The organism is Pseudoselenomonas ruminantium (assembly GCF_900142515.1).
GTDB classification, from domain to species: domain Bacteria; phylum Bacillota; class Negativicutes; order Selenomonadales; family Selenomonadaceae; genus Selenomonas_A; species Selenomonas_A ruminantium_D.
Genome location: NZ_FRBC01000032.1, coordinates 1 through 20,504 on the forward strand (window position 1 = coordinate 1; position 20,504 = coordinate 20,504).

Annotated in this window: 23 protein-coding genes and 1 pseudogene; all 24 read left to right on the forward strand. The window is 48.4% G+C overall.

The window, feature by feature from the left end; translation table 11 throughout:
- A partial coding sequence (locus BUB68_RS13045) for a zinc ribbon domain-containing protein (RefSeq protein WP_143188173.1) occupies positions 1–185 on the forward strand: 185 nt, incomplete at its 5' end.
- 281 nt (positions 186–466) lie between these two features.
- The gene (locus tag BUB68_RS13050; RefSeq protein WP_073092234.1) at positions 467–1,873 is read left to right on the forward strand and encodes a sodium:solute symporter family protein; all 1,407 of its coding nucleotides are present in this window, start codon (positions 467–469) and stop codon (positions 1,871–1,873) included.
- Positions 1,874–1,969: 96 nt separating this feature from the next.
- A complete protein-coding gene (locus BUB68_RS13055) occupies positions 1,970–2,482 on the forward strand; it encodes an AAA family ATPase (RefSeq protein WP_073092236.1) in 513 nt (170 codons plus the stop codon).
- Positions 2,482–2,973 carry a CYTH domain-containing protein gene (locus tag BUB68_RS13060; protein WP_073092239.1) on the forward strand — a complete coding sequence of 164 codons (492 nt, stop codon included), beginning with the start codon at positions 2,482–2,484 and terminating at the stop codon, positions 2,971–2,973. The genes BUB68_RS13055 and BUB68_RS13060 overlap by 1 nt, the downstream gene beginning before the upstream one ends.
- A 100-nt stretch (positions 2,974–3,073) precedes the next feature.
- On the forward strand, positions 3,074–3,367 hold the full coding sequence (locus BUB68_RS13065) for a DUF1653 domain-containing protein (RefSeq protein WP_073092241.1): 294 nt from the start codon (positions 3,074–3,076) through the stop codon (positions 3,365–3,367).
- A gap of 142 nt (positions 3,368–3,509) precedes the next feature.
- Positions 3,510–4,400: a fructosamine kinase family protein gene (locus tag BUB68_RS13070; protein WP_073092244.1), complete on the forward strand. Its 891-nt coding sequence runs from the start codon at positions 3,510–3,512 to the stop codon at positions 4,398–4,400.
- Between the two features lie 250 nt (positions 4,401–4,650).
- Entirely contained in the window at positions 4,651–5,346 is a 696-nt protein-coding gene (locus tag BUB68_RS13075) for a M15 family metallopeptidase (protein ID WP_073092247.1), read from the forward strand.
- A 21-nt stretch (positions 5,347–5,367) separates the two neighbouring features.
- Positions 5,368–6,174 (forward strand): acetolactate decarboxylase, encoded by an 807-nt coding sequence (gene budA / locus BUB68_RS13080; protein ID WP_073092249.1) that lies wholly within the window; start codon positions 5,368–5,370, stop codon positions 6,172–6,174.
- Positions 6,175–6,367: 193 nt separating this feature from the next.
- Positions 6,368–7,870, forward strand: a complete 1,503-nt coding sequence (locus BUB68_RS13085; protein ID WP_178139536.1) for an FAD-dependent oxidoreductase — start codon at positions 6,368–6,370, stop codon at positions 7,868–7,870.
- Between the two features lie 73 nt (positions 7,871–7,943).
- Complete coding sequence (locus BUB68_RS13090) at positions 7,944–8,852, forward strand: alpha/beta hydrolase (RefSeq protein WP_256625956.1); 909 nt, start codon at positions 7,944–7,946, stop codon at positions 8,850–8,852.
- Positions 8,853–8,881: 29 nt separating this feature from the next.
- Positions 8,882–9,088: pseudogene (locus BUB68_RS13095) on the forward strand (carboxylesterase family protein); the annotation flags it as partial.
- 169 nt (positions 9,089–9,257) lie between these two features.
- Positions 9,258–9,560 (forward strand): YerC/YecD family TrpR-related protein, encoded by a 303-nt coding sequence (locus BUB68_RS13100; protein ID WP_073092254.1) that lies wholly within the window; start codon positions 9,258–9,260, stop codon positions 9,558–9,560.
- A 39-nt stretch (positions 9,561–9,599) separates the two neighbouring features.
- Positions 9,600–10,784: an ATP phosphoribosyltransferase regulatory subunit gene (gene hisZ / locus BUB68_RS13105; RefSeq protein ID WP_073092256.1), complete on the forward strand. Its 1,185-nt coding sequence runs from the start codon at positions 9,600–9,602 to the stop codon at positions 10,782–10,784.
- Positions 10,781–11,293 carry an HD domain-containing protein gene (locus BUB68_RS13110; RefSeq protein WP_073092259.1) on the forward strand — a complete coding sequence of 171 codons (513 nt, stop codon included), beginning with the start codon at positions 10,781–10,783 and terminating at the stop codon, positions 11,291–11,293. The genes hisZ and BUB68_RS13110 overlap by 4 nt, the downstream gene beginning before the upstream one ends.
- A gap of 63 nt (positions 11,294–11,356) precedes the next feature.
- Complete coding sequence (gene hisG, locus BUB68_RS13115) at positions 11,357–12,019, forward strand: ATP phosphoribosyltransferase (RefSeq protein WP_073092261.1); 663 nt, start codon at positions 11,357–11,359, stop codon at positions 12,017–12,019.
- Entirely contained in the window at positions 12,016–13,356 is a 1,341-nt protein-coding gene (gene hisD / locus BUB68_RS13120) for a histidinol dehydrogenase (RefSeq protein WP_073092265.1), read from the forward strand. Before hisG ends, hisD begins: the two co-directional genes overlap by 4 nt.
- Entirely contained in the window at positions 13,356–14,426 is a 1,071-nt protein-coding gene (hisC, locus tag BUB68_RS13125; RefSeq protein ID WP_073092267.1) for a histidinol-phosphate transaminase, read from the forward strand. Before hisD ends, hisC begins: the two co-directional genes overlap by 1 nt.
- A complete protein-coding gene (gene hisB / locus BUB68_RS13130; RefSeq protein ID WP_073092270.1) occupies positions 14,423–15,010 on the forward strand; it encodes an imidazoleglycerol-phosphate dehydratase HisB in 588 nt (195 codons plus the stop codon). Before hisC ends, hisB begins: the two co-directional genes overlap by 4 nt.
- A 12-nt stretch (positions 15,011–15,022) precedes the next feature.
- Positions 15,023–15,637 (forward strand): imidazole glycerol phosphate synthase subunit HisH, encoded by a 615-nt coding sequence (hisH, locus tag BUB68_RS13135; protein ID WP_073092272.1) that lies wholly within the window; start codon positions 15,023–15,025, stop codon positions 15,635–15,637.
- A gap of 175 nt (positions 15,638–15,812) precedes the next feature.
- Positions 15,813–16,538 (forward strand): 1-(5-phosphoribosyl)-5-[(5-phosphoribosylamino)methylideneamino]imidazole-4-carboxamide isomerase, encoded by a 726-nt coding sequence (gene hisA, locus BUB68_RS13140; RefSeq protein WP_073092275.1) that lies wholly within the window; start codon positions 15,813–15,815, stop codon positions 16,536–16,538.
- Between the two features lie 96 nt (positions 16,539–16,634).
- Positions 16,635–16,838 carry a protein kinase gene (locus tag BUB68_RS13145; protein ID WP_073092277.1) on the forward strand — a complete coding sequence of 68 codons (204 nt, stop codon included), beginning with the start codon at positions 16,635–16,637 and terminating at the stop codon, positions 16,836–16,838.
- A gap of 183 nt (positions 16,839–17,021) precedes the next feature.
- Positions 17,022–19,400: an endonuclease MutS2 gene (locus BUB68_RS13150; RefSeq protein WP_073092280.1), complete on the forward strand. Its 2,379-nt coding sequence runs from the start codon at positions 17,022–17,024 to the stop codon at positions 19,398–19,400.
- Position 19,401: 1 nt separating this feature from the next.
- Positions 19,402–19,959 (forward strand): GNAT family N-acetyltransferase, encoded by a 558-nt coding sequence (locus BUB68_RS13155; protein ID WP_073092282.1) that lies wholly within the window; start codon positions 19,402–19,404, stop codon positions 19,957–19,959.
- Between the two features lie 152 nt (positions 19,960–20,111).
- Positions 20,112–20,387, forward strand: coding sequence for a 30S ribosomal protein S15 (gene rpsO / locus BUB68_RS13160; RefSeq protein WP_014424698.1), 276 nt, complete (start codon positions 20,112–20,114; stop codon positions 20,385–20,387).
- Positions 20,388–20,504: the final 117 nt, after the last annotated feature.

The following is a 20,504-nucleotide window of genomic DNA, read 5'->3' on the forward strand; positions in this document are numbered from 1 at the left end:
AGCTTGTCAAGATAGACAAATGGTATCCCAGCAGCCAGTTGTGCCATGTTTGCGGCTACCAAAATAATGAAACCAGAGACTTATCAGTGCGGGAGTGGGATTGCCCTAAGTGTGGTAGTCACCATAACCGTGACAAGAACGCCGCAATAAACATTCGAGAAGAAGCTAGGCGGATATCTGCCTGACGTAACTCATAAAATACCGTGGGTCGCACGGGAATCTACGCCTGTGGAGAGAGTATAAGTCGCCGCAACTCTTCGGAGTATGCAGTGCTGTTCTCGTTGAAGCAGGAAGCTCCCGCCTCTATAGGCGGGGGTACGTTCACACGAAATCAAGTTATATTATAGCGTGTAGGGGATTAGGGAGCAATGAAATATCAGCATGAAGCATTGCTGGCAATAATGACAGGTGCTACAATAAGCTGGATGCTTGTGATATTTTGCTTATAGGAAGGAAGCGTATTCGGTTGGATTTTTCATTGGCCCATTTGGTCATTATGGCCATGACAATAGGTTTTGTTTTGGCAGGAGGTCTGTATGCAGCCAGGTCGGTACATTCGGCAGAGGGCTTCAGCCTTGGCGGCAGGTCAGCAGGTATTCCCATGATTGCCGGCAGCATTGCTGGAACCTGTATTGGTGGCGGAGCAACCATAGGGACAGCACAGTTGGCTAGTTCTGTTGGGCTGTCTGCAGTATGGTTTACCATCGGTGTGGGATCATCTCTGCTGATCATGGGGCTTATTTATGCCCGGCCCCTTAGATACACAGGGTTGGAAACCATTTCGCAGTATCTGGTGGAAAATTATGGCAAGGGGGCGGGGCGGTTCACGAGTTTTGCAACGTCCTTGGGAATACTGTTTAGTGCCGTGGCCAGTACCTTGCCAGGGATAGGCATCCTGGCAGCGTTGACCGGCTGTTCCTACTGGTTGTCGGCGGGAATATTGCTGCTTCTGATTGTTCTCTATGCATTTTTTGGCGGCATGAAAACAGCTTCTGTGGGAGGTATCCTGAAGATGCTGATTCTCTTTGTCACGTTATTTGCTCTGGGTTATGCTGCCTGGCAGGGAATTATGGAAACACCATCCATACTGGAAGATAAGCCTGCAGGATTTTTCAGCATTTGGGGAATCAGTACGGGGGCCATACTGAATAATCTGGCCTCCGTAATTGTGGGCATGATCTGCACGCAAACATATATACAGGCAATTTTCTCTGCGGCAACTCCCAGAACAGCTGCTGTGGGTCTTATCCTGGCTGCAATGGCAGCAATTCCTATTGGCGTGCCTTGCGCTATGATGGGAATCTATATGCAGGCTGCTCATCCGGAACTGCCTGCCATGCTGGCCTTGCCGGCCTATCTGCTCCATCATGCGTCTCCATTAGTGGGAGGTATGGCGCTGGGCGGTATTGTCCTGGGGGTTATCGGTTCGATTGCTGGCTTATCATTGGGCGTAGGTACGATGGTGGCAAGGGATATATTGGAACCGCTGCTGCAGGTGAGGTCGGATAAGAATAAGCTTACGCTGATGAGGCTGTCTGTAGTAGGCGCAATCCTTGCTGCTATAGTCATTGCCATGGCCAATAGGGATTCTCAGATTTTGTTTTGGAATTATTTATCCATGGCACTTAGAGGCTGTGGCATCTTTATTCCTCTGACGTTGGCTATCTTCAAGCCAAAAGCGCTGTCACCTGAATGGGCACTGGCGTCTATGATTCTTTCGTTAGGGGCTGCGATAGGGGCAGGGCTGCTTCATACGGAGGTATCGCCGATTTTTGTAGGCCTGGGCGTAAGTCTGCTGGTGGTTTTGCTTGGGCTGGCCAGCAGGTATATAAGAGATCACCGTTCATTGTGGCGGGTACAGGAGAAATCTTGATTTTACCGATATCGCATGGTACAATCTTACAAAGAGGACTATAAATAGGGGCAGCGTCTTATAGGCGTTGCCTTTCGTGCATTGTGAGGAATCAAGTTGAAGGTATTAAATTTTTTTGGTGGCGCAGGAATTGGCAAGAGCACTATTGCGGCAGATGTATTTTCAAAGCTTAAACGCAAGGGGTATAAGACAGAACTGGTAGGCGAATATGCCAAGTGGCTATGGTATCAGAATGCCACAGAAATAGTGGAAGATCAGTTGTATCTTTTTGCAGAGCAGGCACATAGGACAAAGACTTTGGCAAAATACGGCGTAGAGTATGCGGTCTGTGATTCGCCGTTGCCCCTGAATATCATTTACAACAGAGAGCCAAGCGAAGCTTTTGATGCCCTGGTTATGCAGGAGTTCAACCGCTATGAGAATCATAATTATCTGTTGCGGCGCAATGATGAGTTCATAAGCATTGACGGCCGTAAGGAAACGAATCTGGCGCAGGCTAAGGAAAAAGATGAGCAGATAGTGGCTGTTCTGGAGAAATGGAAGATTCCCTATACGGTGATATCTCCATGGGAAACCGATAAAGTTGCTTTGGATTTGAAGGTGCGGTAATGGAGATTGAGCGTCAATTCTTAGTGGCCAAATTACCGGTTTTGTTGGATGATTATGAGGAATTACAGCAAGGATATGTGGCCCTGGAGCCGGAAATCCGCATACGAAAAATAGGAAACGGTCATTTTGTGCTGACGGTCAAGCGAGGAGCCGGCCTGATCCGGGAAGAATGGGAAACCGATATTTCCCGGCAGGAGTATGAAAATTTGGCGGCAAGGCTTCAGCCAGGAACCAAAATGATTGAAAAGCGTCGATACCATATAAAGCTGGAAGACGGATCCATCGCAGAACTGCATGTGCATGACGGTCATTTAGCAGGTTTTAACTATGTAGAGGTTGAATTTCCCACGGTAGAAGATGCCAAATCTTTTGTGCCACCAGACTGGTTCGGCAGAGAGGTGACAGATGATGTCGGATTTTCTTATGGAATCCTGGCTAGAGCGGATGGCATGGAACTGGTATGTCATAGGTGGAGAAGAGAAAAAGCGTGAGACAAATATCCAGGAAAAGACTGATTGATAATGATAACTATATGGCCAAGCTGGAAACACTGATCATGACAGCAATGAAAGGACAACTGGAGTAACCGTTATGGAAGAGACAAAAGAAGTGCAGAAGCAGCGAGAACTGTTAAATGCGAAATATCACAGGGCAATACCGAGCGCGGATGAAGTATGGCATCATTTTAAGGAGAATGAATACAAGATTATAGCTTGTCCGGTCATTCATACGGAGACGCGGGAAATCTATTGTGTTTACCAGGCTTTATATGGCTCTTATGGTGTATACTGCCGTCCGCTGGATATGTTCATGAGCGAAGTGGATCATCAGAAATATCCGCAAACCAGGCAAAAATATCGTTTTGAATATATATATTCAGAGTGAAAATCATAGATACAGAGGCAGATATTGCTTGTTGAAAAGAAGGCGGCAGAAGTTACACCTGCCGCTTTTTACGTACGAACGAAAATTTGCATGATTTTGCTGTATGATGGCAATAAAATAAAAAGAGATGAGGCTGTTGCATATGGAACTGGCAGATGCAATTTTGCAGATATATGGTGAAGAAGTATATATAGCGGAAAGAACAGAAATTTCTGGTGGAGATATAAATGATGCTTATCATCTTCGTCTGAGTAATGGGGAAAATCTGTTTATAAAGATAAATGCCTATGCAGAAGAAGATTTCTTTGAGGCTGAAAAGACAGGACTGGAGGCTTTGTGTAAGGCTGGAGCTGTTACGCCATCGGTTATTGCCTATGGAAAAACGAAGGGTAACCTGTCTTATTTGCTGTTGGATTATGTGAGAAGTTCCCGTCCGAAAAAAACGTATTGGGAAGATTTAGGCTATATGCTGGCGCAGGTACATCGTGCTCCAGTGGAGAAAATGACAGATATAGATGATGATAGCAGATTTGGTTTTAAGGTGGATAACTACATAGGGCAGACAAGACAGAAAAATATCAGGACAGACAGTTGGATTGACTTCTTCAGAACGTCAAGACTGGCTGCACAAATGAAATTAGCTGATGGGTATTTTGAAAAAGATGACAGGCAAATGTGTCGGGATCTGCTGGATAATCTGGATAAATACCTTGCGGAACCAGAATTTCCATCCCTTGTCCATGGCGATTTATGGAGTGGAAACGTAATGCCAGATCAAAACGGCAGGCCGATGCTTATCGATCCAGCTGTTTACATAGGCCATCATGAGGTAGATCTTGCTATGACGGAATTGTTTGGCGGGTTCTCGCCAGAGTTTTATGATGCCTATCATGAGATAATTCCCAAAGAGTCGGGATATGCTGGCCGGCGGGATTTATACAATCTGTATCATTTACTGAACCATTTGAATCTATTTGGCCGATCATACCTTGCGGCAGTAAGAAGAATATTGAAACGTTATTCGCAGAAGTGAAAAAACAAAATGTATCATTCAACAAATGTGCTTGCTAAGGAAGTCGTATGATTCGTATAAGACTATCAAAGTATAATCCATTATCTAGAGATAAAAATGGTGCTTTGGGGGAATGATCTGGAAATCATAGAAAATGAAATTATTTGGTACAAGGAAGTTCACGCCTTGGCTTTTGTTTGGAAGCAGGAAATGATGGCAAACATGGCGAAGTAATCTAAGGAAAATAATAGAACCAGATGAGGAGGACGAAATGCTCAAAAGTAAAAAAATCCTTATGGCCATGGTCACTGCGTGTATGCTGACACCAATCATGCCGACATATTTGCCGGTATTGGGCACAAACCATGTTTGGGCGGCGGAGGACGGACAGGCAAGTGGCATAGATTATCTTGTCTTGGTGAATAAGATGCACAAACTTCCCGCTGATTATGAAGCCAAGGTACCTTTGGTAACGGCGAAGAATTCCATGGGGCGCGAATTCCAGGTTGAGCGCGACACATATGCCCATTTTGTCCAGTTGCGTGAGGCTCTGTTGAAGCAGGGCATTCAGATTGAGATGGATTCCATTTATCGGAGCGTAGCCCGGCAGCAGGAGATCGTGAAGGAATTTACCGAAAAATATGGAGAGGATTATGTTAAAAAGTATGTGGCTGTCCCCGGTTATTCTGAGCATCATACCGGGCTGGCGGTGGATATTTGTCTGGTAGTGGATGGTAAGGTTATCGATGATAACGACGAGATGATAGCCCAAAAAGATATCTTTGCCAGGATACACCCTTTGTTGGCTGATTATGGATTCATACTGCGTTATCCACAGGGGCAGGAAAACATTACCGGTTACAGTTACGAACCATGGCATTTCCGTTATGTAGGGAAAGATGTAGCCAAGGAAATCTGCCGCAGGGGAGTGACGTTTGAGGAATATATAGTTGCCAGGAAAGGATAAGATGAAAAGGAGTGTTGGGAAATGTATCGGACCAAGAAAATCGTTGCTTCAATCCTTGCGGGCCTGCTGATTGGCAGCACCGGATATGCAGCAACTGCTGACAGGGAAAACCTTTCGCAGGTGGCCTTGCTGCAATCTCTGGCGCAGGGATATTTTGGCGGAACAGTCACAGTAAAAGACCTGCGTGCTCTGGGCGATATTGGTATCGGCACTTTTGAAGGGCTGAACGGGGAGATGATCGTGCTGGATGGCACGGTCTATCAGGCGCTAGGCGATGGCAGAGTGGTTGTGGCTGATGATAAGGAAATCATTCCGTTTGCCAATGTGACTTTTTTTGATAAGGATGTCGCCATAAAATTATCCAATATCGCGGATAAGGCCGCTTTTGAGAACGTGCTGAACCAGGCCGTGAAGAAGCATGGGGAAAACAGTTTTTATGTCGTGAAGCTGCATACGGAATTCCCCTACATCCTGTATCGCAGTGAATACGGGAGCCAGAAACCATATCCCACGCTGGTTGAGGCCTTGAAGGACAAGCAGACGGAGTTCACGAAGAAGAATATCAAAGGAACTTTGGTGGGGCTTTACTGCCCAAACTATATGGGGGAACTGAATTCGAAAGGCTGGCACTTCCATTTCATTTCCGATGACCGGAAGCACGGCGGGCATATTCTGGAACTGGCCGTGAAAAATGGAAAAGTGCAGCTTGACCAGACGGACAAGTTTTCCCTGATCCTGCATGATGACAAGGATTTCCACAAAATGAACCTTGCCAAAGATATGTCCGAGGACATTCGCAGTGCAGAGCAGGATTCCCATGCGAAATAGAATGAAGGGACATTGATTCATATCACATAAAAAGGGCTGTCTTGTTGCAGTCCTTTTTCGTTTGTGGGGTTACTTTAAGAGAGTAAAATCAGGTAACTGAGGAATGAGCAGGAATTGGATTTATTTTTGTAGAATTAAAATTTGATATAGGGATACAATGGCTTCTCTTTTTTGGCTGGAGGGGAATGAAGAAATGGAAAAATCTTTTTTGATTCCGATATCGCGCCGAGATTTTATGAAAATGGCAGGCATGGCCACCGTGGGGGCTTTGGCAGAGGGCACTATTGGCGGGGCAGTTACCGTGGAGGCCTCCCGCAAGTCTGGCAGTACTATGACCTATGCCGGCAAGGAGATTCCCGTGTTGTTCGCCGTGGATGTGTGCGTGACGGGCGGAGGCCCTTCGGGAACTGCGGCGGCTATCATGGCGGCTCGTAACGGAGCAAGGACCGTGCTGATTGAGCGGGGCGTGGCTCTGGGCGGTCTGGCGGTATTGGGATGTGTCTATCCTTTCATGGATACTCATGCACCGGACAGCGACACGCCATATGTGGCGGAAGTCAAGGAACGCCTGCGCAAGCATGGCATTGAGCCATTTGACGGCGTGACGCAGCAGACCTGGCACAATCCAGAGACACTGACGTTCATTTATGATGAGATGTGTGCTGAAGCTGGTGTGGATGTTCTTTTTCAGACGGTAGTGATGGATACGGTGGTGGAGGGACGCAAGCTTACGGCCTGCATTGTCCAGACCATTGCTGGCCTGGCGGCCATTCAGGCCAGGATCTTTATTGACTGTACAGGGGATGCCTATCTTTCCCGCTCCGCAGGTGTTCCTTTCGAGCGGGGGTATGAAAAGACTGGTAACAACCAGCCCCTTTCTTTCCGTTTTGAAATGGGCGGTATTGATATCGACCGACTCTATCAGCATGTGGCAGTGGAGTTGAAAGAAGATTGGTGCAAGTCCAAGCCACCCTATTTTGAGATAGCTGAGGCCATGCACCGCAAACAGCGCTATAAACTGGAGGAATTGATGGACAAGGGAGTGGCGTCTGGAGAGATCACCCAGGAAGAGGCGGAGTACATGCAAGCCTATACCATTATCGGCAAGAATGGGGTCATGAGCATGAATTGTCCAGAGATTCCCGTGAAATTCTCGGCTACGGACCCCATTTCTTATAGCAAAGCCGTAGCCTACGGACGACGGATGATGCACAATATTGCCGCTTATCTCATCCGTCACCTGCCTGGCTTTGAGAAGGCATTCATCAGCCGCGAGGCAGCTATGCTGGGAGCCAGGGAGTCTTGGCGTATCCGCGGGAAGCATTATCTGGTGGAAGATGATTATCATAACCAGAGCCGTTTCCCTGATGCCGTATGCCGTACTGCCTGGTTTATCGATGCCCACGGGGAAAAGGTTTCGGAGAAACTTCCCAAGGGAGGCTTCTATGAGATTCCCTATGGCTCCTTGGTGACGGAAGAAATCGAAAACCTCATCGTGGCAGGGCGCTGCATCAGTGCCAGTTTTATCCTGCAAGCCTCCATGCGTATCCAGCCCACTTGTATGAGCATCGGTGAAGCGGCAGGGATTGCCGCAGCATGGGGAATCAAAAAGCATATTGCTGTCAATGAAATCGTCTGGGATAAAATTCCTGCTGAAAAACGCAGCTATGTCAGCAAGCTGCAAGGGAAATCATGAGTCAGAACAAGTTAGGGGATATAAGGTTATGTTAAAAATCGATTCGTGCAGAATGTCAGTTTGTGTCTTATGTATGGTATTCCTGTTATTACTGGCAGGAGCAGGATATTGGATTGGCAGTGGGTTTGTGGACTACGCCTTGCTTCGGAGTGATCAGGAAGATCCTACCGCGATACCGGAAGCGGCGGTGGAAATTGTGGAGCGGGGATTGGATTCTCCGGACAAACCTTATGCTGAAAATGAACAATGGACAATCATGTCTCAGGATGGCATAAAACTGGTGGCAACGCATTTTTCTCCAGAGAAACCCAGCAAGCGTTGGGTTATCTTGGTACATGGATACGGGCGCAATCAGAGTTTTGTCTGGGATTATGCTGCTGAGTACATAAGGCAAGGCTATCATGTCCTTACACCAGATTTGCGTGCTGCCGGACTGAGTGAGGGAAAATACCTTACCATGGGGGTAAAGGAAAGTGATGATATTACCCTTTGGGCAAAGGAAATCGCCCGGAAGGACGAAAATGCGCAGATCGTGTTGCATGGGATATCCATGGGAGCAGCCACGGTAATGATGACTACGGCAAAGCATCCGCAAAACGTAGTAGCTGCTGTTGAAGATTGTGGCTATACCAGTGCTTACGATATGTTTACGGTGCAGCTTGACAAATTATTTGGGCTGCCGGAATTTCCTGTGATGAACTGTGTGGATATTGTCAGCCGCGCGAAAACAGGAGCCGCAATTTCGAATGCAGCACCCTTGCGCAGTGTTGTTCATACTGAAGTACCTATGCTGTTTATCCATGGTGACGCCGATAAATTGGTGCCCTTTGACATGATGGAAAAGCTATATGCAGCGTCGGCAGCCCCTGTTAAAGAGAAATTCATTGTGGCAGGAGCAGGTCATGCTGATGCTAAAAATACTGATCCACAGGAATACTTTCAGCGGGTATTTGCCTTTCTGGAAAACCATATGACGTCATAAGGGCAAAATGAAGCAGGAATCTTCGCTGGAAAGCCCCGGAGCCGCTGCCTGAATCTGATGGGGTATTTGAGGCAGGATATTTAGGTGCATCAGCAATCCAAGTCGATTATGAGGGCTCGTTCCTGAAACATCACAGACAGAGTGAGGATTGCCTGACGTTGAATATTTGTATCCCCGCTAAGAAGAGGGATGTGCAGAAAAAGCCGGTCATGGAAAATGAGACAGTCACTCCATAGCAAAAAGGATAAATGTATTTTTGAATAATACATCATGAAACAAAAAGCTTTGGAAAGTGAAAAAATATTTCCAGGGCTTTTTTTTTGTTTACGATTATGCTATAATGAGTGACATAATTTCACAAACTAAAGGATTAAAGATAAAAAGTACAGTGAGGAGGAGAGACAAGTGGTTAATCCTAAACTGCGTGATGCGCAGAACGACATGCTCTTTAAAGCCATTTTATCCTTGGAGACTTTGGAGGAATGCTATCAGTTCTTTGAGGATATCTGCACGGTCAGTGAACTGAAGGCGCTGTCCCAGCGGCTGGAAGTGGCCCGGATGCTGCAAGGGGGGCATATCTATGATGATATCGTGGCCCGTACCGGTGCCAGCACCGCTACCATCAGTCGGGTAAAGCGCTGCCTGAACTACGGGGCGGATGGCTATAAGATCGTGTTGGACAGGATACCGGCAGACAAGGCTGACTGATTGTATCATTTTGGAGAATAGTTGAGGGGAGTAGTGTTCATGGAAAAAGATTGCAGTTTACTGAAAATCCCTTATGGAACAAGGGACTTCCTGCCCGCAGAGGCAGCAGGGAAACGGGTGGTGGAAACCCGTCTGGCAGAGCTCTTCGCCCAGTGGGGATATGAAGAAGTGGTCACCCCGTCCATCGAGTATCTGGATACGCTTGGGTTGGGCGGCGGCAAGAATATCGGCGACCATCTGTTCAAGCTTTTTGACAAGTCAAATCAGACATTGGCTCTGCGCCATGAAATGACTACGCCCATTGCCCGGCTGGTCAGCACCCGTCTGCAGGACAGCCCGCTTCCATTGAAGCTCTCCTATGTCAGCAGCGTATTCCGCTATGAACAGGCACAGGCGGGACGCCAGTGTGAATTCTATCAGGCAGGGGTGGAGCTCATGGGCCCGGGCAGCCCTGCCACCGATGCGGAAGTAGTGGCTCTGGCCGTTACGGGACTCTTGCGTTCCGGTCTTACGGAATTCACTGTGTGCCTTGGGCAGGTGGAATTCCTCACAGGCATCCTCAATCAATATCGCCTCGCTCAGCAGGCACAGGATGAACTGAAGGCAGCTATGGAACGTCGTAATCTGGTGGAGCTCAATCAACTGGTGGACGCCCTGAATCTGCCAGAAAATGCCAAGCGTGTCCTGAAGAAACTGCCGCTGCTGAATGGCGGGGAAGAACTGCTGAAAGAAGCCTATGATTTGGCGCTCAACGAGCAGAGCCGTCGGGCTTTGGACAATCTGGCAGAAATCTACCGCCTGCTCAAGGCTTATAAAGTGGAAAAATACGTGCGTTTTGACCTGGGCATCATCCGGGATTTCAGCTATTATACGGGCATGGTCTTTGAAGTCTATGCGCCGGGGCTGGGCTATCCTCTCTGTGGTGGCGGCCGCTATGACCATCTGTTGGCAGATTTTGGCACGGCTTGTCCGGCTACGGGCTTTGCTTTGGGCATTGAGCGCATCTTGCTGGCCATTGAGCGGCAGAAACTGCCCATGCATAGCCTGCCCCGTGATGTATATGTGGGTTATGCAGCTGGCAAGGAAACCGCAGCGATTGAGCGGGCGGCAGCTTTGCGTGCGCAGGGCAAATCTGTGGAACTGGCAGTCAGCAGCCAGACGGAAAAGGCCGCGCAGGAAAGCCAGCAGCAGAAAAATTATGCGGCTTTAGAGTATATCTCATGATACAGCGGATAAAGCAATTTTATCTGGCCATCACGGCCCGGATAACATCCGACGATCGGAAGTGGGTGCAGGAGAGCTTGACGGATAAGGCGCAGCAGCTATTTTACGCCATGCACCCAGCTGACCAGTATCATGCCATGAATGTGGCGCGTACGGCGCTGGATTTATGGGAAAAGCAGCCAGCGGGAGACAGGAACCTGCTCCTGCGGTCAGCCCTGCTCCATGATGTGGGCAAGATGCGGGGAGATATGGATGTTTTCGGCAAGGTCTGGGCGGTGCTGTTGAAGCATTTTCTCCCTGGATTGGCCTTGAAACTAGCGTTGAATGGTACAGGTTATCTGGGTCATATCATGTATATTTCCTATAATCATGCACAGATTGGCGCAGAAAAGTTGCAGCATATCGGCATGGTGCAGGAAGCGGAAATCATTCGCTATCATCATGCCCAGCCAAAGGAAAATGAACCGCCGGAACTGAAGCTGTTGCGGGCGGCGGACGAATTGAACTGAAATTTGACAATTGACCGGTCAGATCTGATTGGTCAATGAAATGATAGAATTGGAGGCTCGTGTATGAAGTCTGAAATGGAGTATCTTACGATTGCCCTGCCCAAGGGGAAGCTCTTTGGCCTGTCGGCAGACCTCTTGGCCAAGATCGGCTATACCGCCGAAGGCCTGTCTGATAAATCCCGGAAACTCATCATCACCAATGAGGAAAAGAAAATCAAATTCATCGTGTCCAAGACCGCTGATGTACCGACTTATGTGGAATATGGGGCGGCAGATATCGGCGTCATCGGCAAGGATGTATTGCTGGAAGCGGAAAAAGATGTCTATGAACTCCTAGATATGGGCTTTGGCCGCTGTCATCTGATGATGGCGGTGCCCAAGGCTGAGAAGCGGCCCAGACTCATGGATTACAACCATACCCGAGTGGCCACGAAATTCCCTCATCTGGCGGAAAAGTTCTTCCGTCAGCAGGGCATGCAGATGGAGTACATCAAGCTTAATGGCTCCATCGAGCTTGGGCCTATCGTGGGCCTTTCCGAGAGCATCGTGGACATTGTGGAGACCGGCACCACCTTGCGGGAAAATGACTTGGAGGAAATCGTCTCCATTCAGGAAGCCACTGCAAGGCTCATTGCCAATCGGGTAAGCTTCAAATTGAAGTTTGACCGGATTCATACGTTGGTGGAAGAATTGCGGAAGGTCTTAGAAGCGGAGGCGGCAAAATGAAGATAGTCAAAGCAAGTGAATTAGGCGAGGCAGCCATCAATAAAATGTTGCAGAAACCTGCCTTTGATGAAGTGGAACTGAGTCCGAAAATCCGGGAGGCCAATAAGAAGACTTTTGGCAAGGATATGACGGCAGCAGAACTGGTAGCCCAGATTGTGCGGGATGTGCGTTTTGAAGGCGACAAGGCCGTTCTGCGTTACACCAAGCTCATCGACAAAGTGGAATGTGATATCAAGGATTTGCTGGTAACGGAGGAAGAATTTGCCGCCGCTGAAAAACAGGCAGACCCTGAAGTTGTGGAGTCCTTGAAGCGGGCGGCAGAGAATGTGCGCCGCTACCATGAGGAGCAGAAGCCTAATTCCTGGATGACTTACCGGGAGCAGGGCTCCATTTTGGGGCAGTCCCTGATTCCTCTGGATAGGGTGGGCATCTATGTGCCTGGCGGTACGGCAGCCTACCCATCTTCCGTCATCATGAATGCTATGCCTGCGGCCGTGGCTGGTGTAGGCGAAATCATCATGATGGTGCCGCCGAAGAACGGTGCCATCAATCCCTATGTACTCGTGGCTGCTAAATTGGCCGGCGTCAAGAAAATCTATAAGATTGGCGGTGCTCAGGCCATCGCCGCGCTGGCCTTTGGCACGGAAACCATCCCCCGGGTGGACAAGATTACCGGCCCCGGCAATATCTTCGTGACATTGGCCAAGAAGGAAGTCTACGGCCATGTGGATATCGACATGCTGGCAGGTCCAAGCGAAATCCTCATCGTGGCTGATGAAAGTGCTGATCCTGTCTATACGGCGGCAGATATGCTGAGCCAGGCCGAACATGATCCGTTGGCCTCCAGCATCGTGATTACCGATAGCGAGACACTGGCCCGCAAGGTGGCCATCGAGGCCGAAAACCAGCTGCAGAAACTGCCCCGGCAGGAAATCGCCCGGGCTTCTTTGGACAGGAACGGTCTGATTGTCATTGCCGAGGATATGCAGCAGGCTTTGCGCTTTGCCAATACGTCTGCACCGGAGCATCTGGAACTGCTGACCAAAGAACCCTTCCAATTGCTGCCTTATGTGCGCCATGCCGGGGCCGTGTTCCTGGGCGCTTATTCCCCGGAACCACTGGGCGACTATTTTGCCGGGCCTAACCACGTACTGCCCACGGGGGGGACGGCCCGCTATTACAGCGTATTGAACGTGGAAACCTTCATGAAGCGCACGAGCCTGATTTCTTATACCCAGCCGGCACTCTCTGCAGTCAGCGATGATATCATCCGGCTGGCAGAATCGGAAGGGCTGCAGGCGCATGCCAATGCCATTCGTTTGAGGAGGAATAAATGATGTTGAAATACCGTACAGGTTTGAAGGATATGCCATCTTATGATGTGGTGGAGCGGGACTGGAAAATCAAAGTCAACGCCAATGAATGCAATATGAATCTGCCGCCCATGGTCGAGGACAGAGTCATGGGCCGTCTTTCACGGGTGGCCTTCAACCGCTATCCCAACGAGGAATACGACTATCTTTGCGAGCAGATTGCGGACAATCACAATCTGCAGAAGGAGAATGTTTTGCTGGGCAATGGTTCCAGTGAAATCATTGAAAAACTCTTTTACTGCTTTGGCGGTACCAAGGCGAAAAAAATAGTCTATCCTGTGCCCTCATTTTCCATGTATGGCATCTATGCCAAAGCCGCTCAGGCCCAGGGAATTGCCGTGGAATTGAATGAGGATTATTCGCTGGACAAGGAAAAATTCGTCCAGGTGGTCAACGAGGAAAAGGCAGGTTTAGCCGTTATCTGCAATCCCAATAATCCCACTGGCAATGGTTATAGCCTGGCAGATATCGAGTATATTGCTGCCAATATCCATAGCAACTGCGCTTTTCTCGTAGATGAAGCTTATATGGAATTCTATGGTCAGACGGCTATGGGATTACTGGCCAAATATCCCAATATGATTGTGGCGCGGACTTTCTCTAAAGCCTATGGTCTGGCTTCGGCCCGTGTCGGTTATATGCTGGCTGCTAAGGAAATCGTCGAAATGATTGGCAAGTCCTATATGCCTTATCATATGAATGTTTTATCTTTGGTAACAGCCGATATTGTCTATCAGATGCGTCATGAATATGTGCCCCGCATCCAGATGATGATTGCGGAACGTAAACGTATGATGACTTTATTGGATAAATTGCCCGGTGTAACGGTTTATCCTTCGGAAACCAATTTTATCCTGATTAAATATGCCAAGGCAGAAGAACTGAATAAATATATGGAAGAAAAAGGCATCGGCCTGCGCAGCTTCGGCAAAGCACCGCGGCTCGAAAACTGCCTGCGTATTTCCATGGGGTTAAGAGAAGAAAATGATGCCTGGTATAATGAAATGAAAGCCTTTGTGGAGGGACGGGCATGAATAGAGAAGCTTCCATTAAAAGAGAAACCGCCGAAACAAAGATTGCCCTGACCCTGCATCTCGATGGTACGGGCAAATCCATGATTGATTCCGGTATCGGCTTCTTTGACCATATGCTGAATCTCATGACAGCTCATGGCCTGTTGGATTTGGAGTTGCGCTGTGATGGCGATTTGGAAGTAGACGGCCATCATAGTGTGGAAGATATTGGCATTGCCTTGGGCGATGCCTTTAAAGAAGCCATCGGCGATAAAAAGGGCATCTGCCGTTATGGCACATTCTATCTGCCTATGGATGAGGCTTTGGCCTTTGTTACGCTGGATATCAGCGGACGGCCGTTCCTAGTTTATGATGGGGGAGAAATGGCGCCCATGGTAGGCGGTTTTGATACGGAATTGGTGGAGGAATTCCTACGGGCTTTTGCTGTGCATGCGGGCATTACCCTCCATGTGAAAATCCTTTATGGCACGAATACCCATCATAAGATTGAGGCGATTTTCAAGGCCTTGGGACATGCGCTGCGGATTGCGGTAAGCAATGATCCAAAGGTTACAGGAGTTCCATCGACGAAAGGTATGCTCTAAGGAGGGCTGCTGATGATTGCAATAATCGACTATGGCGTAGGCAATTTATTTAGTGTGGAAAAGGCCTTTGCAGCGTTGGGCGCAGAGGCGAAGATTACCAATAATCCGGTAGAAATCAAAGCTGCTGAAAAATTGGTTTTGCCCGGTGTCGGTGCTTTTGGCGACTGCATGAAAAACCTTGAAGAGAGCGGGCTGATTCCCCTGATCAAGGAGGAAGTGGCGGCAGGCAAGCCGCTGTTGGGCATTTGCGTGGGTCTGCAGATTCTCTTTAACGGCAGTGAGGAATCGCCAGCGGCAAAGGGGCTGGGGCTTATTCCCGGTCAGGTGGAACGGATTCAGGCAGAAGGCCTGAAAGTTCCCCATATGGGGTGGAACCGCCTGCATCTGGCTGAACCGCGGCGGGAACAGGATTTATTTGCCGGGCTGGCACAGGATAAGGAATACGTTTATTTCGTGCATAGTTATCATGCGGTGCCGGAAGATGAATCCGTTGTAACAGCCACCACGGATTATGGAGAGCGTCTTACTGCTTCCGTGCAGGCGGGGAATATCTTTGCAACTCAATTCCATCCTGAAAAGTCAGGGGATATTGGGCTTAGCATAATTAGGAACTTTTGTGCGCTTTAAGTTAATGTGTGGTTAGGTACTTTTCTTTGGACAAAGAAAAGTACCAAAAGAAACTGGCAGACTAAATCCCATCACGGGATTTAAAGTCTGCGGGCGTCCATTCTTGGACGCCGGGGTTACCAAGGTAACGGGGAACGTGTTTGCGTGACATGTGTGCTTAAGGGGGATTTCTTGGATGATTATTTTTCCGGCGATTGATATTCGGGGCGGTAAGTGTGTGCGGCTTTTCAAGGGGGATTTTGCTCAGGAAACGGTGTTTTCCGATAGCCCGGCTGAGATGGCTGCTAAGTGGCAGGCGCAGGGGGCAGAGTACCTGCATTTGGTGGATTTGGATGGAGCCTTGGCGGGGGCTTCCAAGAATCTTGCCGCCATCGAGGAGATTTTGAAAACGGTCGCTATCCCCACGGAACTTGGTGGTGGTATCCGGACAATGGAACAGATTGACCAGCTGCTGGAGTTAGGAATTACCCGGGTAATTCTGGGTTCCGTAGCCGTAAAAAATCCTGAACTGGTAAAAGAGGCCTGCGCTAAATATGGCGAGCGTATTGTGGTGGGTATTGATGCCAAAGATGGGATTGTGGCTGTGGAAGGCTGGGGAGAATCCGGCAATATTGGCGTGATTGAACTGGCGCAGAAAATGAAAAAAGCTGGAGTGAAAACTATTATCTATACGGATATTTCCCGGGATGGAACGTTGAGTGGTGTTAATGTAGAAGCCACCGTAAAACTGGCACAGGAAAGCGGCGTAAAAATCGTGGCTTCTGGTGGGGTAAAATCCTTGGCAGATATTCAGGCATTGAAGGTTCATGAACAGGATGGTATCGAAGGTGTTATTGCTGGAAAATCCATTTACATGGGAACTTTAAATTTAGCCGAAGCAATAAAGACAGCTCGTGGTTAAAAATTTTCGCAAAATTTCTCAAAAAATACTTGCCAAACCTGCTATTATTGTCTACAATAATAGCAGGTGAATTTTTCTATAAAGGAGAAATGAAAAATGGCAAGAAAAGCAAATTATGAAGAGAAAATCAATGCTATCGAAGTGAAAATTGCAAAGAAACAGGAAGAAGTCAAAGCTCTGAAAGCACAGCTGGCTGAACTGAAATCCAAGAAAGCTCAGGATGACTTCAAAGAGTTGACGGAATACATGACGGCTAATAACCTGAATGCTTCGGACGTTCTTGCTTCTATCAAAGGATAATCATAAAACGGAATATTTCTTTTCTGAGGTGTCCTTCAGTTGCTGAATCTATGATTTTAGCTGAAGGACATTTTTGTCGTGAAAATATACTGATTTTCCCTGGATTCAGTAGACGATGCTGCCTGTATATAATATAATTAATAAGAATATACAGGATTCACTTGGTTTGAGGAGAAAGATTTCATGGAACAAGATTCGTTTAAGGTTTTAGAATATAAGAAAATAACCACTAAACTGGCCGAGTATGCCGGTTCAGCATTGGGAAAAGAAAAAGCCTATGATTTGGTACCTAGCTCGGATTTTGCCGAAGTGATGGAATGGCAGGAGCAGACGACAGAGGCTGTCAAAGTGCTTTCTATGTCGGCACCACCATTAGGGGGAATCCGGGATATCCGTCTGCTTTTAAAGAAAGCGGACAAAGGTGCCATTTTGGAGCTTGAAGAGTTGCAGAACATCATGAACACCATGTATGCCATGCGCACCATCAAGTATTTCTTCCGGGATTTGGAAATGGAATCGCCTATCCTGCAGGAATGGGCACGTTCATTGGAAATCATGGGACAGCTGGAGCGTAATCTGAATAATGTCATCGATGAGCACGGCAATATGCGGGAAGATGCCAGCGTGGAACTGCGGCGTATCCGTCGGGAGCTGAAATCCTCCCAAACCCGCATCAAGGACAAGATCAACAGCATCCTGCATGATGGTGCGTATCAGAAGATGTTCCAGGATGCGATTGTCACGGTTCGTGACGAGCGCTATGTTATTCCCATCAAGGCGGAATATCGTGCGCATTTCCCAGGGCTGATCCATGACCAGTCGGCCAGCGGTTCCACCCTCTTCATCGAACCGATGGCAGTGGTGGAGCTCAATAATGATGTGAAGCAGCTGACGCTGGCGGAACAACAGGAAATTCAGCGCATTTTGCGCCAGTTGTCCGGTGAAATCCAGCGGGAGAAGGAAACACTTTATGCCAACTGTGAAATTTTAGGGGATATTGACTTCACCTTCGCTAAAGCCAGACTGGCGGGGAGCATGAAGGCAGTGTGTCCTCTGATTAACGATGAAGGCCGTACTGTGCTGAATAACGCCCGTCATCCGCTGATTGCCAAGGATAAAGTGGTGTCGACCACAATCCGTATTGGCGAGGATTACAAGATGCTGCTGATTACCGGCCCGAATACTGGTGGTAAGACGGTTACGATGAAAACATTGGGGCTGATGGTGCTGATGGCGCAGTCTGGTCTTTATCTGCCTGTAGACCAGGGATCGGAAATCGCCTTGTATGCGAATATCTATGCCGATATCGGTGATGAGCAGAGCATTGAGCAGAGTCTTTCCACTTTTTCGGCGCATATGACGCATATTGTCAGTATCCTTGATAAAGTGGAAAGCGATGATTTATTGCTTTTGGACGAATTGGGGGCTGGTACTGATCCTGAAGAAGGCGCAGCTTTGGCGATGTCCATCCTGGAAAAATTGCTGGAAGTGCAGGCCACGACCATTGCAACTACGCATTATTCGGAATTGAAGACGTTTGCTTATACCCGGGAAGGAATTGAGAATGCCTGCGTAGAATTTGATATTGAGACATTGCGGCCTACTTATCGGCTGCTGATTGGAATTCCGGGCGCCAGCAATGCTTTTGCCATCAGCAAGCGGCTGGGACTGGCGGATTCTTTGATCCTGCGCGCCCAGCAATTGGTGAAGGCAGACCATGCTCAGTTTGAACATGTCATCAATGAACTCGAAAACGAAAAGATGATGTACGAGCAGCGCAATGCCGATATTGCAGAGCGGCAGGCACGCGTGAAGAAGCTGGAGGAAAAACTGCTGAAGGCCAAGGAAGAACTCAGCCAGAAAAAGGGCGATATCATCCGCAAGGCCAAGGACAAGAGTGCTGCCCTTATCCGTCAGACGCGGCGGGAATCCGAAGAGGTCATCAACCAGCTCAAAGAGCAGTTTGACGATCAAGGAATCAAGGCACGTCAGCAGGCCATCCAGAATGCCCGGGCGAAAATCAATGAAGCTTCGGCCAAGGCCAATCCTGGCATCATGGCACAGAAGGGCGTGGGGCAGCGCATTGACCTCAAGAAAATCCGTGTGGGCGATACGGTTTATGTAAAGAAACTGGACCAGAAGGGCACGGTGCTCGAAATCCAGGGCAAGGATCTGACCGTACAGGTGGGAGCCCTGCGAACCAAGCTCAAGGCCAATGCCTGCACCTTTATTGCCCACAAAGCGGAGGAGAAGCCCAGTGTGAATACTGGCAGCCGCAAGAACTCCCAGTCCGGCAGTTTCCTGCAGAAGACACAGAATATCGGCCGCGATATCGATATCCGTGGCATGATGGTGGATGAAGCAGAAATGACGCTGGGCAAGTTTATCGATGATGCCGTGATTGCAGGGCTTTCCCAGGTATTGATCATCCATGGCAAGGGAACCGGTGCCCTGCGCAAAGGTGTCCATGCTTATCTGAAAAATCATCGCAATGTATTGAGCTTCCAGTTTGCCGACATAAATGAAGGTGGTACAGGTGCCACTGTGGTGGAGTTGAAGTGATATGAATAATCTTGAGCTTTTGACTGTTGATTCCGGCCAGAAAATGGCAGAGCTTTTTTCGAAAATCGAGTTTTTCGAAATCTATCTGGAATGTTTCGCCCAGCCGCCTTATGAGGAATATTTTACGGCGGAAGAAGTGGCCGGTTTATTCAGAAGTTACGGGGATAAAGGCATCATAATCATCTGTTTGGATGCGGAATTGAGCCGTTGCGCGGGGTTTGTTGCAGCGGTTCCTGTGACTGCGGATGCAGAGATTGCCGCCATTGCCCAAGCCAATGGGATTGAGCCGGCAGATTATTGGTTCCTCGAAGATGTTGGCGTTGGCAAGGCCTATCGCCATCGGCATATCTTTTCGAATATGGAGCAGGAACTGCGGCAAAAGATTGCGGGCAAGGGAATCCTGAGCCGTACCCAAAAGGATAATATGCCTTCTTTGAAAGCGCATAAGAAATTGGGCTATCGGATTGTGCAAGGCATGACACAGATGGTGACTTACAAGCATATTTCCGGTGAAATCCGGCAGGATGAGCGTGTTTTTATGAAATATTTGCCGAAATAAGGAGCAAAGCTCAAGATTTATCTTTACAAGGCCAATGGGCCTATGCTATACTTACAAAGGTGTTTGACACCAATCCACAGCCCGGACGGCGAAGAACTCCGACGCCATCTTAGCTGTAGGACATCTTTTAATTTATTAGGAGGAGTTTTCACATGTTGACTCAGGAAGCAAAACAGGAAATCATGCAGAAGTATGCCGTTCACGAAGGTGACACGGGTTCTCCGGAAGTACAGATTGCTGTACTGACCGCTCGCATTCAGTACCTCACGGATCATCTGAAAGAGCACAAGAAGGACCATCATTCCCGTCGTGGCCTGCTGAAGATGGTTGGTCATCGCCGCCGTCTCCTCAGCTACCTCTACAAGAAGGACATCGAGCGTTATCGTTCCATCATCGCTAAGCTCGGCATCCGCGCTACGATCGGCTAATTGCGAGATTTACTTAAGAAAGCGGGAGATTTTCCCGCTTTTTTTCTTGTATATTTCCTTTATGACAGGATTAAAACAATAGATGTCGAACTATATCCAAAGTATGAGTTTGACGTA

Excerpts from the sequence above, each read along its gene's own strand:
- BUB68_RS13155 (WP_073092282.1), top strand. The coding sequence starts at position 19,402 with ATGAATAATCTTGAGCTTTTGACTGTTGATTCCGGCCAGAAAATGGCA.
- hisD (WP_073092265.1), top strand. The coding sequence starts at position 12,016 with ATGAAGATAGTCAAAGCAAGTGAATTAGGCGAGGCAGCCATCAATAAA.
- hisB (WP_073092270.1), top strand. The coding sequence starts at position 14,423 with ATGAATAGAGAAGCTTCCATTAAAAGAGAAACCGCCGAAACAAAGATT.
- BUB68_RS13150 (WP_073092280.1), top strand. The coding sequence starts at position 17,022 with ATGGAACAAGATTCGTTTAAGGTTTTAGAATATAAGAAAATAACCACT.
- BUB68_RS13145 (WP_073092277.1), top strand. The coding sequence starts at position 16,635 with ATGGCAAGAAAAGCAAATTATGAAGAGAAAATCAATGCTATCGAAGTG.
- hisZ (WP_073092256.1), top strand. The coding sequence starts at position 9,600 with ATGGAAAAAGATTGCAGTTTACTGAAAATCCCTTATGGAACAAGGGAC.
- BUB68_RS13070 (WP_073092244.1), top strand. The coding sequence starts at position 3,510 with ATGGAACTGGCAGATGCAATTTTGCAGATATATGGTGAAGAAGTATAT.
- budA (WP_073092249.1), top strand. The coding sequence starts at position 5,368 with ATGTATCGGACCAAGAAAATCGTTGCTTCAATCCTTGCGGGCCTGCTG.
- rpsO (WP_014424698.1), top strand. The coding sequence starts at position 20,112 with ATGTTGACTCAGGAAGCAAAACAGGAAATCATGCAGAAGTATGCCGTT.
- BUB68_RS13075 (WP_073092247.1), top strand. The coding sequence starts at position 4,651 with ATGCTCAAAAGTAAAAAAATCCTTATGGCCATGGTCACTGCGTGTATG.
- hisG (WP_073092261.1), top strand. The coding sequence starts at position 11,357 with ATGAAGTCTGAAATGGAGTATCTTACGATTGCCCTGCCCAAGGGGAAG.
- BUB68_RS13060 (WP_073092239.1), top strand. The coding sequence starts at position 2,482 with ATGGAGATTGAGCGTCAATTCTTAGTGGCCAAATTACCGGTTTTGTTG.
- BUB68_RS13065 (WP_073092241.1), top strand. The coding sequence starts at position 3,074 with ATGGAAGAGACAAAAGAAGTGCAGAAGCAGCGAGAACTGTTAAATGCG.
- hisH (WP_073092272.1), top strand. The coding sequence starts at position 15,023 with ATGATTGCAATAATCGACTATGGCGTAGGCAATTTATTTAGTGTGGAA.
- BUB68_RS13090 (WP_256625956.1), top strand. The coding sequence starts at position 7,944 with ATGGTATTCCTGTTATTACTGGCAGGAGCAGGATATTGGATTGGCAGT.
- BUB68_RS13110 (WP_073092259.1), top strand. The coding sequence starts at position 10,781 with ATGATACAGCGGATAAAGCAATTTTATCTGGCCATCACGGCCCGGATA.
- hisC (WP_073092267.1), top strand. The coding sequence starts at position 13,356 with ATGTTGAAATACCGTACAGGTTTGAAGGATATGCCATCTTATGATGTG.
- hisA (WP_073092275.1), top strand. The coding sequence starts at position 15,813 with ATGATTATTTTTCCGGCGATTGATATTCGGGGCGGTAAGTGTGTGCGG.
- BUB68_RS13085 (WP_178139536.1), top strand. The coding sequence starts at position 6,368 with ATGGAAAAATCTTTTTTGATTCCGATATCGCGCCGAGATTTTATGAAA.